16 protein-coding genes and 2 riboswitches are annotated in these 16,888 nt (G+C 37.1%); of the genes, 13 read left to right on the top strand and 3 right to left on the bottom strand.

Annotated features, from left to right (window positions below; all coding sequences use genetic code 11):
• Window positions 1-30 precede the first annotated feature (30 nt).
• The 8 genes from MMB69_RS26025 to MMB69_RS26060 all read left to right on the top strand — a co-directional run bounded on the left by MMB69_RS26025 (window position 31) and on the right by MMB69_RS26060 (window position 8,395).
• On the top strand, window positions 31-918 hold the full coding sequence (locus MMB69_RS26025; protein ID WP_264408830.1) for an amidase domain-containing protein: 888 nt from the start codon (window positions 31-33) through the stop codon (window positions 916-918).
• Between the two features lie 64 nt (window positions 919-982).
• Window positions 983-1,456: a tRNA (uridine(34)/cytosine(34)/5-carboxymethylaminomethyluridine(34)-2'-O)-methyltransferase TrmL gene (gene trmL, locus MMB69_RS26030; protein WP_016762878.1), complete on the top strand. Its 474-nt coding sequence runs from the start codon at window positions 983-985 to the stop codon at window positions 1,454-1,456.
• A gap of 458 nt (window positions 1,457-1,914) precedes the next feature.
• Window positions 1,915-3,810: a PrkA family serine protein kinase gene (locus tag MMB69_RS26035; protein ID WP_013055179.1), complete on the top strand. Its 1,896-nt coding sequence runs from the start codon at window positions 1,915-1,917 to the stop codon at window positions 3,808-3,810.
• A 324-nt stretch (window positions 3,811-4,134) separates the two neighbouring features.
• Window positions 4,135-5,313 (top strand): sporulation protein YhbH, encoded by a 1,179-nt coding sequence (gene yhbH, locus MMB69_RS26040; RefSeq protein ID WP_028412691.1) that lies wholly within the window; start codon window positions 4,135-4,137, stop codon window positions 5,311-5,313.
• Between the two features lie 104 nt (window positions 5,314-5,417).
• Window positions 5,418-6,449, top strand: a complete 1,032-nt coding sequence (locus MMB69_RS26045) for a DUF3231 family protein (RefSeq protein ID WP_221786143.1) — start codon at window positions 5,418-5,420, stop codon at window positions 6,447-6,449.
• A gap of 144 nt (window positions 6,450-6,593) precedes the next feature.
• Window positions 6,594-7,490 (top strand): cation diffusion facilitator family transporter, encoded by an 897-nt coding sequence (locus MMB69_RS26050; RefSeq protein WP_014461808.1) that lies wholly within the window; start codon window positions 6,594-6,596, stop codon window positions 7,488-7,490.
• 260 nt (window positions 7,491-7,750) lie between these two features.
• The gene (locus tag MMB69_RS26055) at window positions 7,751-8,206 is read left to right on the top strand and encodes a VanZ family protein (protein ID WP_264408831.1); all 456 of its coding nucleotides are present in this window, start codon (window positions 7,751-7,753) and stop codon (window positions 8,204-8,206) included.
• 63 nt (window positions 8,207-8,269) lie between these two features.
• A complete protein-coding gene (locus tag MMB69_RS26060) occupies window positions 8,270-8,395 on the top strand; it encodes a hypothetical protein (protein ID WP_277448682.1) in 126 nt (41 codons plus the stop codon).
• Here MMB69_RS26060 and MMB69_RS26065 read toward each other — a convergent pair.
• From MMB69_RS26065 to MMB69_RS26075, 3 genes are all read right to left on the bottom strand, one after another.
• Window positions 8,392-8,580: a hypothetical protein gene (locus MMB69_RS26065; protein WP_221786145.1), complete on the bottom strand. Its 189-nt coding sequence runs from the start codon at window positions 8,578-8,580 to the stop codon at window positions 8,392-8,394. The genes MMB69_RS26060 and MMB69_RS26065 overlap by 4 nt on opposite strands.
• On the bottom strand, window positions 8,558-10,327 hold the full coding sequence (gene thiC, locus MMB69_RS26070; protein WP_277448683.1) for a phosphomethylpyrimidine synthase ThiC: 1,770 nt from the start codon (window positions 10,325-10,327) through the stop codon (window positions 8,558-8,560). The genes MMB69_RS26065 and thiC overlap by 23 nt, the downstream gene beginning before the upstream one ends.
• A 110-nt stretch (window positions 10,328-10,437) precedes the next feature.
• A riboswitch (TPP riboswitch) is annotated at window positions 10,438-10,552 on the bottom strand.
• An 81-nt stretch (window positions 10,553-10,633) separates the two neighbouring features.
• Entirely contained in the window at window positions 10,634-10,924 is a 291-nt protein-coding gene (locus MMB69_RS26075) for a hypothetical protein (protein ID WP_221786146.1), read from the bottom strand.
• A gap of 457 nt (window positions 10,925-11,381) precedes the next feature.
• Here MMB69_RS26075 and MMB69_RS26080 point away from each other — a divergent pair, with 457 nt between their 5' ends.
• From MMB69_RS26080 to MMB69_RS26100, 5 genes are all read left to right on the top strand, one after another.
• Window positions 11,382-12,206, top strand: coding sequence for an undecaprenyl-diphosphate phosphatase (locus MMB69_RS26080; RefSeq protein ID WP_013055186.1), 825 nt, complete (start codon window positions 11,382-11,384; stop codon window positions 12,204-12,206).
• A 273-nt stretch (window positions 12,207-12,479) separates the two neighbouring features.
• A riboswitch (cyclic di-AMP (ydaO/yuaA leader) is annotated at window positions 12,480-12,619 on the top strand.
• 106 nt (window positions 12,620-12,725) lie between these two features.
• On the top strand, window positions 12,726-13,985 hold the full coding sequence (locus tag MMB69_RS26085; RefSeq protein ID WP_098239943.1) for a cation:dicarboxylate symporter family transporter: 1,260 nt from the start codon (window positions 12,726-12,728) through the stop codon (window positions 13,983-13,985).
• 212 nt (window positions 13,986-14,197) lie between these two features.
• On the top strand, window positions 14,198-15,229 hold the full coding sequence (gene ytvI, locus MMB69_RS26090) for a sporulation integral membrane protein YtvI (RefSeq protein ID WP_013055188.1): 1,032 nt from the start codon (window positions 14,198-14,200) through the stop codon (window positions 15,227-15,229).
• Between the two features lie 159 nt (window positions 15,230-15,388).
• Window positions 15,389-15,994 carry a DedA family protein gene (locus MMB69_RS26095; RefSeq protein ID WP_013055189.1) on the top strand — a complete coding sequence of 202 codons (606 nt, stop codon included), beginning with the start codon at window positions 15,389-15,391 and terminating at the stop codon, window positions 15,992-15,994.
• Between the two features lie 24 nt (window positions 15,995-16,018).
• Window positions 16,019-16,810: an EcsC family protein gene (locus tag MMB69_RS26100; RefSeq protein ID WP_277448684.1), complete on the top strand. Its 792-nt coding sequence runs from the start codon at window positions 16,019-16,021 to the stop codon at window positions 16,808-16,810.
• Window positions 16,811-16,888: the final 78 nt, after the last annotated feature.

Here is a 16,888-nt window from a genome sequence, read left to right on the forward strand (position 1 = left end):
ATAATAAACGCTTAGAAAAGTGGTGACATTATGCTAACAAAAAGGAATGTATTATATACTTTAATTAAAGCGCGTGCGGACAGCTACGTAAAAGGTGAGCTTCATGAAGACTTTAAGCCTTTCATTGAACAGCAGTGTGAGCTAAAGCGGTCTCTTATAAAAAAAAGAGAAGTTGATGTTTTAAAATGTAATATGAAAGGTTCTATTCAATCTGCTCATACGGATCAGGAAGAAACTAGAGTATTATATAAGGTGCACATTCAGGCATTTTTAAAACAAAACAATTTTTTCTATATAGAAGAAGAAATTGAAGATCGTTTAGCTCTTTTTTATAAAGATACGCTTATTCAAGATGAGCTGCTGGTAAAGGACTTTTTTGAAGATGAGGTTGAAATGGATGTGGAAGAAGTAGAGGAAGACGAAGAAAGAGCCTCTTATTATGATCGTCTTGCGGCTGTTCAGTATGCAGAAAAATATTGGGATAAACCTAATGAAAGTTATAAGCAGTTTGAGGTAAACTGCACCAACTATATCTCACAGTGTTTGCATGCAGGAAAGGCGCCGATGCGGGGATATCCTAAAAAAGCAAACGGATGGTGGATGAGAGGGAACGCCTGGAGCTATAGCTGGGCAGTCGCTCATTCCATGCACAGCTATTTAAGTAACTCCAAATCAGGACTTCGGGCTGTGAGGAAATCTTCAGCAAGCGAACTTGTCCCGGGAGACGTTATCTGCTACGATTTTGAAGGAGATGGAAGATGGAATCATACGACCATTGTTGTAGCAAAAGACGGTCACGGTATGCCTCTTGTGAATGCGAACACGTATAATAGTCGAATGAGATATTGGGCTTATGAAGATTCAACGGCTTACACGCCAAAGATTAAGTATGATTTTTTCCATATCGTTGATCGGTAAGTCTTTCGTTTTAGCAAGTTAATGGTATAATGATGAATAGATTTGTTAGCAGAGGTGAAAATTTGTGGGAGTACACGTAGTGTTATTTCAACCAGAAATTCCAGCAAATACAGGAAATATTGCGCGAACATGTGCAGCAACAAATACGACGCTGCATTTAGTTCGGCCGTTAGGCTTTTCAACAGATGATAAAATGTTAAAGCGAGCTGGATTGGATTACTGGGAATTTGTAAATGTGGTGTATCATGATTCATTAGAAGAAGTATTCGAAAAGTATCCTGAAGCAGGTTTCTACTTCATCACAAAATTTGGTCAGCAACCACATACAACATTTGATTATAGTGACTTAGAGCAGGATCATTTCTTCGTATTTGGAAGAGAAACAAAGGGTCTGCCAAAGCACATTATTGAAGAGAACATGGAAAGATGTCTTCGTTTACCGATGACAGAAAATGTTCGTTCTTTAAATTTATCTAATACAGCAGCTATTTTAATCTATGAAGCGCTGCGTCAACAAAATTACGCTGGTTTATCTTAAATAAAAAGCGAGGTTCAAATTTTATTGAACCTCGCTTTTTTATTTATGTCGACGATGATATGTAGTGGTTATTTTTTAACGCCCGGTTTATCATTGTATCCCGCTCTGAAGATGGATGCTAAAAAAGCAATTGTTACTCCTAATACTAAAAGTAAGCGCATTGATTTTCCTCCTCAATCTAATTAAAAGGATTATACAGCTACTGCAGTTAAAACCGACTTCCCATATCTCATGATGATAATAATGACAAAATAACTCTTCTAGAGACGTAAGTTCTCTAACAAAGTTTAACCGTTCCTTCTTACTCTTTTATTATAGCTAATAAATACTTCAGTGTGAATGCCTAGCAAGGACAAATTTCTGAATTTTACAATTTAAAAAGCATGTTCAAACATTTTGCTGCATAGATTGTATTAATCTTGTTCACTAGCACCATAACTAGTAGGGGAGGTCCTTTAATGGATATATTAAAGAAAGTTGAAAGATACCGCGAAGAAGAGAATCGTCTTAAGTGGGAAGGGACATTTGAAGAGTACCTAAAGCTGATTAAAGATGAGCCTTTAATTGCTCAGCCTGCACACTCTAGAGTATACAACATGATAAAGGATGCAGGAATTGAAGAGGTAAATGGTAAAAGACATTATAAATTTTTCAGTGGACAAATGTTTGGACTTGAAGATTCGCTAGAACGCTTGGTGGAAGAATATTTTCATCCAGCTGCAAAGCGTTTAGATGTTCGTAAACGTATTTTACTTTTAATGGGTCCAGTAAGTGGTGGTAAATCGACGCTAGTGACCATGTTAAAAAGAGGGCTTGAAGCTTATTCGCTTACTGATCGAGGAGCTGTTTACGCTATTAAAGGATGCCCAATGCATGAAGATCCGCTGCATTTAATTCCACATCATTTACGTAAAGACTTCTTTGAAGAGTATGGTATCCGAATCGAAGGAAATTTATCTCCTTTAAATACAATGCGATTAGAGGAAGAGTATGGCGGAAGAATTGAAGACGTCATTATCGAACGCATTTTCTTCTCAGAGGACAAACGAACTGGAATTGGAACGTTTAGTCCTTCTGATCCGAAATCTCAAGACATTGCCGACCTAACAGGAAGCATTGACTTTTCAACAATTGCAGAGTATGGATCTGAGTCAGATCCGCGTGCTTACCGCTTTGACGGAGAGCTTAATAAAGCAAACCGGGGAATGATGGAGTTCCAGGAGATGTTAAAATGTGATGAGAAATTTTTATGGCATTTACTCTCTTTAACGCAAGAAGGAAACTTTAAAGCAGGCAGGTTTGCTTTAATTAGTGCAGATGAATTAATCGTAGCGCATACGAATGAAACAGAGTATCGCTCGTTTATTTCCAATAAGAAAAATGAAGCTTTGCATTCACGAATTATTGTAATGCCTGTTCCATATAACTTAAAAGTGAGTGATGAGGAAAAAATTTATGACAAAATGATTCGTGAAAGTGACGTATCAGATGTTCATATTGCCCCTCATACGTTACGTATTGCTTCTATCTTTACTACATTAACGAGATTAAAAGAGCCTAAAAAAGGTGATATCGATTTATTAAAGAAGATGCGCCTATACGACGGTCAATCTGTAGAAGGCTATAACGATGCAGACGTAGAAGAGTTACAAAAAGAGTATACGGATGAAGGAATGAGCGGTATTGATCCTCGTTATGTCATTAATCGCATTTCATCTACCATCATTCGAAAAGATATTAAATCAATCAATGCATTAGATGTACTGCGTTCATTGAAAGAAGGGTTAGCACAGCATGCGTCTATTTCTGCTGAGGACCGAGAGCGTTACCTGAATTATATTTCTCTGGCGCGTAAAGAATATGATGAAATTGCTAAAAAAGAAGTGCAAAAAGCGTTCGTTTATTCGTACGAAGAGTCTGCTAAAACATTAATGGATAATTATTTAGATAATGTCGAAGCATACTGCAACAAAAATAAGCTTCGTGATCCGCTAACAGGAGAAGAGTTAAATCCAGATGATAAATTAATGCGTTCAATTGAAGAACAAATTGGTATTTCAGAAAATGCAAAAAAAGCATTCCGCGAAGAAATCCTAATTCGTATTTCGGCTTATGCACGTAAAGGAAAACGATTTGATTATAATTCCCATGAGCGCTTACGCGAAGCGATTCAGAAAAAATTGTTTGCGGATTTAAAAGACGTAGTGAAAATTACAACGTCCACTAAAACACCAGATGAGCAGCAGCTGAAGAAAGTAAATGAAGTAGTGGCTCGATTGATTGATGAGCATGGATACAATTCAGTATCTGCTAATGAACTGCTGCGCTATGTAGGAAGTTTGTTAAATCGATAACTCAGTACTAACAAGAAAACATGGCACTTCCGATCTGTGCCATGTTTTTCTTATCTCTTAAAATAAACTCTGCATAATTAGGCTAATGTGTAGTACGCATTGCATTTAACCATCATATGATAAGTCATAAACATATACATGACACTAGACACTATAAAATGAATAGTTAATAGTGAAAGAATTAGTTAGCAAGTATACCATTCTTGCGCATAGGATAAGAATAACCAACCTTTGAACTAAAGGTATTTGTCAGAAACTTTCGGTATAGCTTATGCATGTCGAGTAAAAACGTGCAGGTGTTTTTTAAATAAGGAGGGGAATAGCGTGGGAAAAGAAGTAGATAAAAGTTTTGCTGTCTCAAAAGAAGACTGGTCCCTCCATCGTAAAGGCCACGATGATCAAAAAAGACATCAAGAAAAAATTAAAGAAGCAATTAAAAATAATTTACCGGATTTAATTACAGAAGAAAATATCGTGATGTCCAATGGAAGAGAAGTTGTTAAAATTCCGATCAAATCATTGGATGAATATCGAATTCGGTACAATTATGATAAAAACAAACATGTGGGTCAAGGTGATGGAGACAGTAAAGTTGGGGATGTAGTAGCACGTGACGGATCTGCTGGAGATGGTCAAAAAGGAGCAGGAAAAGGTCAAGGAGCAGGAGACCAGGCTGGAGAAGACTACTTTGAAGCGGAAGTGTCACTCATGGAGCTTCAAGAGGCTTTATTTGCTCAATTAGAATTGCCTAATCTTCAGCGAAAAGAATCTGATCAAATTGTTGTGGAACACATTGAATTTAATGATATAAGACGTACAGGTTTGATGGGAAATATTGATAAAAAACGAACGATGATGAGCGCTTATAAGCGAAACGCAATGACAGGAAAGCCTGCTTTTCATCCTATTTATCCGGAGGATTTAAAATTCAAAACGTGGAATGAAGTTATAAAGCCAGAATCTAAAGCAGTCGTCTTAGCTATGATGGATACGAGCGGTTCGATGGGCATATGGGAAAAATATATGGCACGAAGCTTTTTCTTTTGGATGACACGCTTTTTACGTACGAAATATGAAACAGTGGAAATTGAATTTATTGCCCATCATACAGAGGCAAAAGTAGTATCAGAAGAAGACTTCTTCTCCAAAGGAGAAAGCGGAGGAACCATCTGCTCATCTGCTTACCGAAAAGCGCTTGAATTAATTAACCAAAAGTATGATCCGAGCCGCTATAATATTTACCCGTTTCATTTTTCAGATGGTGATAACTTAACTTCAGATAACGCAAGGTGTGTAAAATTAGTAAATGAATTAATGAAAGTGTCAAATATGTTTGGGTATGGGGAAGTGAATCAGTACAATCGACATTCCACTTTAATGTCTGCTTACAAAAATATTCAAGACGAAAGTTTTAGACACTTTATTTTAAAACAAAAATCAGACGTTTTTCACGCGATGAAAAGCTTTTTTAGAAAAGAAACAGAAGACCAGAAATATGCGTAACCTAAAAGGCCTAGACTTGTTATCTAGGTCTTTTTTATGCGGTTTATTCAACGCTTCTTTGGAGATAGTAAAAGTACGACTTTATCTAAAAGGAGAATAAGTGAATGAACGAAAATATAAAGAGCGAAATGCAAAAACATCAACAAAATCAGCGGTTGAACGCAGCCGAGTTAGGTTACTTATGGGCGCAATATTTAGGCGATACGCTGTATGTATGTGTTCTTGGGTATTTTCTATCTGTTGTAAAAGATCCTGAGATTAAGGACCTCTTAAAAAAAGCACATCAGATTTCACAAACTCATGTAGATGAATTGACGGAATTATTCAGTTTGGAAAAAATCCCAATCCCAGTAGGTTTTGGAGAACAAGATGTGAACAAAGGAGTTCCTGCTTTGTTTGATGATATTTTTATGGCTATCTATGTCAATGAAATGGCCATTGGAGGTATGAAGAAATATGCCAGAGCGCTAAGCGCAGTGAGAAGGCAAGATATTTATGATCATCTATCCCGATGTGTAAAAGAAAGCGACAGTCTTTTAAAGAATTCTAACCACGTTATTTTAAGCAAAAGCATGCTGATGAGACCTCCGGTTATTCCTTATCCTGTAAAAGTGAATTTTGTGGACCAGAAAACGTTTATATCACCACTTTTCTCTCAAATGCATCCTCTAACTTCTTTGGAGGTTACGGCTATTCAAGAAATTGTTAATACAAATGTATTAGGTAAAACGCTGATGCTGGCATTTAGTCAAGTAGCTACCACACAAAAATTACGCTCTTACTTTTTTGATGGAGTCAAGCTTGCAAGTAAGCAAATCAAGCACTTCACCGAGTTACTGTCTGAAGCTGATTTACCAAGTCCGAGGCTGCTTGATGCATATGTAACCAACTCAACGATTTCACCGTTTTCAGATAAGCTGATGATGTATCATACTTCCACAGCGGTGACGATCGCTATTGATAACTGTGGTGCTGGTTTGTCTATGTCGTTCCGTTCGGATGTAGCCGTAGAATTTTCTCAGCTAATTGGACGTATAGGAAAGTACGGAAAAGATGGAATTCGGATTATGATTGAGCAAGGTTGGATGGAAGAACCTCCAATGGCAACTGATCGTAAGAAGTTGGCGGAGAAATAATAAGGAGTATGTTGTGGGTTATCAGTAATTTTGCGGTACTGAAACATATATAGCTAAGAGAAAATAGATTGCTCTAGACCCACTTGAATGTGCAGTGATAAGATAAAAAAGCTGATTTTTTAAGAAGTAAGTCGAGGTGTGCAAATGAACAATAGTATAAGGGAGTCCATTGCCAAAAAAGTAGCATGGATTAGCGTATGGAGCAATATTGCCCTTACGCTAGGGAAAGTAATAGTAGGATGGATTGGAAATAGTGATGCTGTATTTGCTGATGGTATTCACTCTGCAGCAGACGTATTTGCCTCTATTATTGTCTTGTTGGTTATACGAGTAGCCAATAAACCAGCAGATGATGACCATCCATATGGACATGGAAAAGCAGAAGTGATTGTCTCAGGAATCGTAGGAATTATTTTATTGCTTGTATCATTTTATGTGGTATTTGAAGGAGTCGTTGGTTTATTCCATCCGGTTGAATCTCCAAATATTTTAGCCATGTGGATTGCTGTTATTTCATACATAGCAAAGGTATTGTTATACCGTTATTCTTTAAACGTAGCGAAGCAGCACCACAGTAAGGCAATTGAGGCAATTGCATTTGATCATAAAGCAGATATTGTTGCTTCTATTGCAGCGGCAATTGGTGTTTTATTATCCATTATTGGTGATAAAATGGATGTTCAACTGCTGTTATACGGAGACAAAATAGCAAGTATCTTTGTTGCTTATTTAATTTTTAACATTGCCAGACAAATGATGGGAGAGTCTTTTCAAATCTTAATGGAAGGCAATATTGATGAAGAGCTACTGAAAGAACTTGAAGAAAGCATTTATGAATTTGAAGATGTGAAGCGGATTGATCGCGTTCGAGCAAGAGAACATGGCCATTACATATTAGTGGATGTACGTATTTCAATTGACCACTTTAAAACAATTAAGGAAGGTCATGATTTAGGAAGAGAAATCAAAGCAACACTTATGAAAAAACATGATAATATCCAGGAAGTATTAATCCATTTGAATCCTTATTATCCAGATTAAATAAGAAGCAGCGAAGTGTTATCTCGCTGCTTCTTATTATTTATAGATGTAGAAATTAATGAAATGAGCAGCATAAAATGATGAGGATTTTTATTTATAAAGAATCAAGTTTAATAAAATTGTATAAAGGGAATTGTATTTATTTATTGATGTGATAGGATAAAAAAGCATGTAAATGCATTCACTACGAATGAAAGCAGTGGACGGGTACATATAGATAATAATAAATGGTTTTGGGAGTCAAAGAAGGTGATGTTGAAGTGAATGTAAGCATCAGGTCAATCGTTAAAAAAGTCATGTTCACTCTATTTATTGCGTATACGGCAGTGGTCATTTATGCTACTCTCATACGGGAAAACGAACATGTTTACGGAAAAGCAATGAACTTGGATTTATTTAGCACGATCCGTCTGATGTGGGACAGCGGGAATATAATCCTCACGCTGACAAATATACTGGGGAATATCGTGATGTTTGCGCCGCTTGGAATGTTTATTCCTTTGTTTATGAAGTGGTTTGACGGTTTTATTCAAGTGTTTACGACGGGTTTCTTAATCAGTTTTCTGATTGAAATTTTACAGTACAAGCTAACGGAACGAGTATTTGATATTGACGATATCTTTTTGAATACGCTAGGTACATTTATAGGCTGGGTTATTATTAAAATACTATATTGGATTAAGAACATGCTGAAAGCACGTTTCAAAAAAGGATGAAATTGAGAGACGTAACGAAATCAATCCAATCTAAAGACGAACATATGGGATTAAGGAGCTAGTATGGAAAGCATGTTACATCGCGGTTGCTGCATGCATGAAATCTACGTTCACCCTACCAATGAAAAAATCCGAGAGAGCTGGATTCTTAATCAAGAATTCAGCTCGTTCGGATTTTTCTTCAACTAAAATACTTTTGGCTCAGCCTCTGCTTCTTGTTGATAGAAACACTTAATGCAGCGCCTTACGGAAGAATGGGATGATTCAACGATAATGTGCTGACAATTTTGCTGAACAAATAATAACTTTCTTTCAAGCAGCTTAATTTGTTCTTTAAGCTGTTCTACTTCATTATTGATAAATATTTGAACCACTGTTAACAAACTCTTTAGCTTTTTCTTTCATGCCTTCTTTTCTTACTTCGTTTACATCTTTCTCGTTTTCTTGAGCCATGTTACGAATATCCTGAGAAATACGCATTGAACAGAACTTAGGTCCGCACATTGAACAGAAATGGGCTGTTTTAGCACCTTCAGCAGGAAGTGTTTCATCGTGATATTCTTTTGCGCGCTCTGGATCTAGTGACAGGTTAAATTGATCATTCCATCTAAATTCAAATCTTGCTTTAGACAGCGCGTTATCACGTTTTTGTGCTCCTGGATGGCCTTTTGCTAGATCAGCGGCATGCGCAGCAATTTTATAGGTGATAACCCCTTCTCGAACGTCTTCTTTATTCGGCAGACCTAAATGTTCTTTTGGGGTTACGTAGCAAAGCATAGCTGTCCCAAACCAACCAATCATTGCAGCCCCAATACCTGATGTAATATGGTCATAGCCTGGAGCGATGTCGGTTGTAAGCGGTCCAAGAGTATAGAAGGGAGCTTCTTGGCATATTTCCATTTGTTTATCTACGTTTTCTTTGATGAGGTGCATAGGAACATGTCCAGGACCTTCAATCATAACTTGAACATCGTGTTTCCAAGCAATTTTAGTTAATTCACCAAGCGTTTCTAATTCGCCGAACTGTGCCTCATCGTTAGCATCTGCAATGGAACCAGGACGTAACCCATCGCCAAGGGAAATAGAAATATCGTATGCTTTACAGATTTCACAGATTTCTTCAAAGCGAGTATATAAAAAGTTCTCTTCATGATGAGCTAAACACCACTGCGCCAAGATGGATCCTCCGCGTGAAACAATACCTGTCGTACGTTTCGCTGTTAGAGGAATATAGCGTAAAAGAACACCTGCGTGAATAGTAAAGTAATCAACACCTTGTTCTGCTTGTTCAATTAATGTATCGCGATATGCTTCCCACGTTAGATCTTCTGCTACGCCTTTTACTTTTTCAAGCGCTTGGTAAATAGGAACGGTCCCTACAGGAACAGGCGAGTTGCGGATAATCCATTCGCGTGTTGTGTGGATATCTTTTCCTGTTGATAAATCCATAATTGTATCGGCTCCCCAACGCGTTGCCCATGTCATTTTTTCTACTTCATCTTCAATAGCTGAACGAATAGCTGAATTTCCGATATTAGCATTAATTTTCACGTGGAATTTGCGGCCGATAATCATCGGTTCGCTCTCAGGGTGATTGATATTATTAGGGATAATGGCACGTCCTCTTGCTACTTCTTCACGTACGACTTCAGGATCCATCTGTTCACGAATAGCGATAAATTCCATTTCGGGCGTGATGATTCCTTTTTTCGCATAGTGCATTTGCGTTACATTTTGATTTTTTTTCGCGCGCAACGGTAAACGATTAGTGATAAAGCGCTCGTACTGATCTCTTGGATCACCATCATAATAACCGTTATCCTGTGGCTGAACCGTACGGCCTTGATATGTTTCTACATCGTTTCGTTCTGCAATCCACTTTTCGCGCAGAGCCGGTAATCCTTTTTGTAAATTAATTTCATAACAGGGATCTGTATAAACACCGCTCGTGTCGTATACACGGACGGGACTATTTTCTTCTTCACCAAAAGATCCTGTAGTAGGAGACTGATGAATTTCACGCATAGGCACTTTAAGGTCTTCTCTGGATCCTTGGACATATACTTTGTGACTGTTTGGAAAAGGCTTTTTCATAGAAATTGATACATTTTGTTTTGACATGACATATTCCTCCGGTTTCGCATAAAGTGTAGCTATACCGAACCATAAAAAAATCGGGTTCTGTGATAGACAGAACCCGATGGAATAGGCGAAAAAAGAATAAACATATATTCTTTTCAAGACTACTTCCCTCCGCTGGTATAACCCAAATCAGGTTCAAAGGGTTAAAGAGTTTTATTGCACTCTTCTCTCAGTCTGAGCTATCAGACACCCCTAGTAGAAATAACATTCAAATTATTCAATTTACGGCTTAAGTTTACCATCATTCGGTAAAAAATCAACCCTTAAATAAAAAAAGCTAGACAATTAGCGTTGTCTAGCGGCATCGATTGCAATCACAATAGCTGTAATAATATGCATGATAAACCCTAAAAATGGAATCCAAGCAACCAGTGAGGTAACAATCCCTAGTATGTTTCCATAAGCAGATAACCCTCGTCTATTAGCTAAAATGAGCGTGATAGCATGAAGAATAAATCCAATAAAAAGAGGAGTATAACTAAACCCCATAACAATCCCCGCGCCAATTAAAGGAATTCCCAGCAAGGCTTCATACCCAGCAGTGATCCATTTCATTGTACGTACATTTCCATTCATAGTAAAAAGCCTCCTAAAAAAGATACTACTATATACGAGAAAAGAGAGAAAAAGTTTCAAATTACTTAGGGGATATGTCGTATAAGCAAGCACTAGTTGATTAAAATGATAGATGACAGTAAAGAGGATGGAAAAAACATAATGATTTAGTCATTTTTTTACACCAAAGAAAAATAGTCTAGATGATTCATTTTTAGCTAACGGCCCGGAATTTATACCGAACATAGCGACTGCTTTTTAAAACAAATAAAAGCTGATATCTTGTTTTTTTGGTTATAGCATGTAAGGTTTTTATTACAAATTATTAAAGATTCTTATCTTTTTGCAAATACACATTGTATTTCATAGTTTTAACAATTATGATAAAAAAGCAAGTGTCAAAATAGGAAAATAGTTGAGCATGTAAAACGAAGCGATAAGCTTATTAATTTGAAAGAAAGGCAAGGTACATAGCTTTATGTGGGAAATTATTGTAGCAATCATTTTAGGGATTGTAGAAGGTTTAACAGAGTTTGCTCCTGTTTCGTCAACTGGGCATATGATTATTGTGGATGACCTGTGGTTAAATTCAAAAGAATTATTTTCATCTCCAGTAGCTAATACATTTAAAATTGTTATTCAGCTAGGGTCGATCTTAGCAGTAGTTGTTATTTTTAAAGATCGTTTTATTAATTTATTAGGATTGGGAAAAAAGCCAGCTGCTCCAATTGGACCGACAAATCGCTTGAATTTAATGCAGGTAATTGTTGGGCTGTTACCCGCAGGAGTGTTAGGACTTTTGTTTGATGATTACATTGATGAACATTTGTTTTCTTTAAATACGGTGCTAATTGGCTTAGTAGTCGGAGCTGTATTAATGATTCTAGCAGATTTGTTTGGACCTAAACGTCCGCGTGTAGAAACGGTGGACCAAATGTCTTATGGACAAGCACTGGGTATAGGACTGTTTCAATGTATTGCTCTTTGGCCAGGCTTTTCTCGCTCAGGCTCAACGATTTCAGGAGGAGTTCTTCTTGGAATGAGCCATAAGGCAGCCGCAGATTTTACATTTATTATGGCAGTGCCAATCATGGCAGGAGCAAGTGGACTTTCATTGGTTAAAAACTGGCAGTATTTCACATCAGATGCGCTACCGTTTTTTATTGCTGGTTTTATCAGCGCCTTTATTTTTGCGCTGGTATCTATTCGCTTTTTCCTGAAATTAATTAATCGTATCAAATTAGTACCATTTGCACTATATCGAATTGTTTTAGCAGCTATTCTATATTTTGTATTTTTATAAAATAAACACGCGAGTTCTTTAGTCCTTTAAACTTCTAATAGAGACTCAAAGAGCAAGAAAAAGCTATTGCAATGTTGCAATAGCTTTTTTGCATAAATATATATTATCGCCTTTTGAAAGCGTTTTATAAACATGGGTATTGACAAAACGTGTCGAAAAATAGTAAATTAATATTTGTGCAGTATAAAGTTAAGTAAAAGTAAGACTTCTGTTTAGTTTTATTGACTGTAAAAAACGTATGACAACGTATAGATCGTTTTAATTTTATAAAAACTGAATAATAAGCTTAATCGTATAGAGCGGGGGAATCATTATCGGCAGTAAAGCTGCCTTGGGGTGAATCCTTACAAAAGGTAGGAAACTCTCAATTCCGAATCCGACAGTTAACCCCGTTTGCTTCATTGAGAGAAAGAGCCCAAAATAGCGTAAGTAAAAGGCTGTTCTTTCTTAAGAATAGTCTTTTTTTGTTTTTTCAGAAAAGTATATACAAATGTCATACATCTTTGGGGAGGTACATCTATGAAAAAAATTCGTTTTGGTTTGGCTACGCAGATTTTTACCGGTTTAATCCTTGGTGTTCTTGTAGGGGTAATTTGGTTTAACGATCCGCGTGTAGTAACATACCTACAGCCGCTAGGAGACCTATTTTTAAGATTAATCAAGATGATTGTTATTCCAATTGTTATCTCAAGCTTAGTCGTTGGAGTTGCAGGAGCAGGGAGCGGTAAACAGGTCGGAAAGCTCGGCGTTAAAACCATTCTCTATTTTGAAATTATTACGACTTTTGCAATTGTAATCGGTGTATTGATTGCTAATATTTTTCACCCTGGGCAAGGTGTAGACATTCATTCAGCACAGAAGAGTGATATTTCACAATACGTTGAAACATCCGAACAGCAAGAAGGAAAGTCAGTGGCTGAAACTTTCTTACACATTGTTCCGACAAACTTCTTCCAGTCAATTGTTGAAGGAGACATGCTAGCAATTATCTTCTTTACAGTGTTGTTTGCACTTGGAGTAGCAGCAATTGGGGAAAGAGGAAAGCCAGTTGTACAATTCTTCGACGGCGTTTCTCACGCAATGTTTCACGTGGTAAACCTTGTAATGAAAGTGGCTCCAATTGGTGTATTTGCTTTAATTGGTGTAACGGTTTCAAAATTTGGCTTAGATTCACTCCTTTCATTAGGAAAGCTTGTTATCTTAGTTTATTTAGCGCTAATTTTCTTCCTACTTGTTGTATTAGGAGGAATTGCGAAATGGGCAGGAATTAACATCTTCCACTTATTCCGCTATATGAAAGATGAACTGTTGTTAGCATACAGTACATCTAGCTCTGAGACAGTTCTTCCGCGTATTATGGAAAAACTTGAAAAGATGGGCTGTCCAAAAGCTATCGTATCGTTCGTTGTACCAATCGGTTATACATTTAACCTAGATGGTTCCGTTCTTTATCAAGCGATTGCAGCGTTATTCTTAGCGCAAGTGTATGGTATTGATTTAACGATCGTTCAACAGCTGACGCTCATTCTTGTATTGATGGTTACATCTAAAGGAATGGCTGCAGTGCCAGGAACATCATTTGTTGTATTACTAGCTACTCTTGGAACAATCGGTGTTCCCGCAGAAGGATTAGCCTTCATCGCCGGAGTAGACAGAATCATGGATATGGCACGTACGGTTGTTAACTTAGTAGGAAACACACTAGCAGCAATTGTAATGTCTAAATCAGAAGGCAAATTTGACCCTAAAAAAGGTACAGAGGTCATGAGGGCCGGCTAATTTATAAATTAAAAAGCTACTTATTCTATTCAAAAAATTAGAATAAGTAGCTTTTTTCATAATAATCCCTTTATTATTATGGGAATTGACCCTATAATATGTAACATCAGGTATAAAAATATCCAAATTTTATTCTTACATAAAGCAGTCACTGGTTCCTTTCTTTATCAGTAAATATAGAGATAGCTTAGCTAGTAGGGGGATAGTAGAGTATGTGGAAAAAGCGAATATGGGTCATCGCCTCGATAGTAATCGTATGTTTGTTAATCCCTTACAGTTTACCGATTGTGTTTGCTTTATTAACAGCATTAGCACTTGAGGGTATTGTTCAAAAATTGCATCAATCTTTTAAAATGAAGAGAGTCTATGCAGTGCTTATGACCTTCATTTTATATGTTGTTTCGCTCATACTTATTGGATTTTTTATTGTTCGGACAATCGTTACGCAAGTGGTTGCTCTTTCAAAAATAGCGCCTTCCTTTGTAAAAGAAATCTATGAAACCGCGATTTATCCAACTATTATTAAGTGGAAATACTATTCAAACGCTCTTCCTACAGAAGTGATTTCTTCTATCGAGCGCACGCTTGAAAAAACCGTAAATTCATTAGATTCTCTATTAAAAAGTACCGTAGAAATCATCATTAGCTTTGCCGCTACTGTTCCTGGGTTTCTATTAGAGTTTCTTATTTATTTAGTAGCACTTGTATTTATCAGCCTTGAGCTGCCTGCTATTAAAAATAAAATTAAGTCATTTTTAACAGAAGAAACGAAATATAAGCTACAAGTTGTCATCACTCAGCTTATCCAAGCGGGGGTTGGTTTTATCAAGGCACAAATTATCTTAAGTGTCATGACGTTTGTAATGGCTTATGTAGGGCTTTGGCTATTAGATGTTCCGTATACCGCGCTTCTTAGTTTATTAATTGTAATTGTCGATATCTTACCAATCCTTGGGACAGGCTCGGTGCTCGTTCCATGGGGGATTTTTGCTCTTACTCAAGGACATGACTCATTAGCAATCGGCTTATTTATTCTATTTGGAGTCATTACGGTAGTAAGACGTGTAGTAGAACCAAAAGTATTTTCTACAAATATGGGCATTTCACCTTTGGCTGCACTAGTTAGTTTGTACATTGGATTTAAACTTTTAGGCTTTGTCGGATTATTTTTAGGACCGGCTTTAGTTATTTTATACGATGCTCTTCGTAAAGTAGGTATTATTCAAATTAACTTTAAACTATAAAAGCGCTGGATAAAACTAGCGCTTTTTTTTATTGAAACTTTTGTAGTACGTAATACGTAAAGAGGGAAAGGAAAAAACTATGCCGCATTGGTTTTTATCTATCAATCGGCTAATTATAGTTTTGCAGTCTTAGATTTAATGACATGAGGAGGAGAATTTTTGTTAGAGTCGGTTTTACTTTCTTTAATTGAAGCGCTAAAACAGCTCTCTTATTTTGGCGTAATTTTAGCATTAACGTTTGAATTTGTCCCGGCAGAGCTTGTTTTACCTTTAGTAGGGTATTGGGTGTATCAAGGTGATATGAACTTGTATCTGGCTATCCTTGCAGGTACAGTAGGCGGTGTTTGTGGACCGTTGACTCTTTATGCACTGGGACGTTACGGTGGACGACCGCTGGTTTTAAAATATGGAAAATACTTTTTGGTGAAAGAAAAAGAAATTGACGCCGCTGATCGCTTTTTTAATAAGTACGGCAGCGGGGTTGCTTTTTTTGGACGCTTTATTCCAGGAGTGCGCACGGCTATCTCTTTTCCGTGCGGGATGGCAAAAATGAATGTATGGCTGTTTTCTATTTACACATTTGTTGCGATGCTTCCAGTAACGGCTATTTACGTATATTTAGGATATAAGTTAGGACCTAAGTGGAAAGAGGTCGGGCCGATTGTCTCTCAATATATGCAGCCTATTGGAATCGGAATTGTTGTTTTAATTGCATTGTTTTTTATCATTAAATATGTGCGGAATAAACAAGTAGGGCAGAGCTGATAAATCGAGGAAAAGAGTGAGGATATGTCAGAGCATGAGCAGTTAAGAGTAGAGTTACGAAAAATTGAAAAGTGGGAGAAAGACCAAAAAGGACTTTTTTTCTGGGAGCGGCTGGCTCGCTTGCCTTTTTCAGCTTTAGATAAAGTAACGCCAAAGTTCATTCATCAAAAAATAGAAAAATTATTAGATGAAATTGCTAAGTATGTTGATAATGGAGGCCAGTATTTAGCTAATACGTCTGTCACGCTAGAGAAAGCATCAGCCCAATTACAAGAAAATAAGCAGCTTTCAATAGAGGATATTCAGCATTTATCTCTGCAGGAAATGGATGAATTGGCGGAGTATTTTATTGAAGTCCGAAAAAAGAATGCACAGCTGCAAGGAGCTACAACCGGAGTAGGTGGAATTTTTACACTGGCGATTGATATTCCTTTTGTATTGGGACTTACACTTAAGACACTGCAAGAAGTGGCTGTTTCTTATGGTTATGACCCCACTGAGCAAGAGGAACGAATTTTTATGGTCAAATGCATGCAGTTTTCGTCTTCTGACATTGTAGGGAAACGTGCGATTTTAGAAGAATTAGCAAGCGGAAATCGAACGCAGAGCTTGCAGCAGCTCCAAGGTTGGAGAGAAGTGTTTCTAACCTATAGAGACAACTTGGGATGGAAAAAGCTATTTCAAATGATTCCTATAGCAGGAATGGTATTTGGGGCGTATATTAACAAACAAGCGATTAGCGATATAGGAGAAGTTGGAATGATGCTTTACCGTAAAAGGCGTATTTTGGAAAAAGTCTCACAATCTAAAAAATAGAAAAAGGCTGGTACGAAAGTATTTTAGTTGAAGAAAAATCCGAAAGCGTTTGATTCTTGATTAAGAATCGAATGCGTT

The sequence above is a fragment of the Priestia sp. P5 genome (assembly GCF_029522155.1).
GTDB classification, from domain to species: Bacteria; Bacillota; Bacilli; order Bacillales; family Bacillaceae_H; genus Priestia; species Priestia megaterium_E.

Coding starts and splice junctions, on each gene's coding strand:
- MMB69_RS26085 (WP_098239943.1), top strand. CDS start 12,726: ATGAAAAAAATTCGTTTTGGTTTGGCTACGCAGATTTTTACCGGTTTA.
- MMB69_RS26100 (WP_277448684.1), top strand. CDS start 16,019: ATGTCAGAGCATGAGCAGTTAAGAGTAGAGTTACGAAAAATTGAAAAG.
- MMB69_RS26060 (WP_277448682.1), top strand. CDS start 8,270: ATGGAAAGCATGTTACATCGCGGTTGCTGCATGCATGAAATCTACGTT.
- MMB69_RS26035 (WP_013055179.1), top strand. CDS start 1,915: ATGGATATATTAAAGAAAGTTGAAAGATACCGCGAAGAAGAGAATCGT.
- MMB69_RS26080 (WP_013055186.1), top strand. CDS start 11,382: ATGTGGGAAATTATTGTAGCAATCATTTTAGGGATTGTAGAAGGTTTA.
- ytvI (WP_013055188.1), top strand. CDS start 14,198: ATGTGGAAAAAGCGAATATGGGTCATCGCCTCGATAGTAATCGTATGT.
- MMB69_RS26045 (WP_221786143.1), top strand. CDS start 5,418: ATGAACGAAAATATAAAGAGCGAAATGCAAAAACATCAACAAAATCAG.
- MMB69_RS26050 (WP_014461808.1), top strand. CDS start 6,594: ATGAACAATAGTATAAGGGAGTCCATTGCCAAAAAAGTAGCATGGATT.
- thiC (WP_277448683.1), bottom strand. CDS start 10,327: ATGTCAAAACAAAATGTATCAATTTCTATGAAAAAGCCTTTTCCAAAC.
- MMB69_RS26025 (WP_264408830.1), top strand. CDS start 31: ATGCTAACAAAAAGGAATGTATTATATACTTTAATTAAAGCGCGTGCG.
- MMB69_RS26075 (WP_221786146.1), bottom strand. CDS start 10,924: ATGAATGGAAATGTACGTACAATGAAATGGATCACTGCTGGGTATGAA.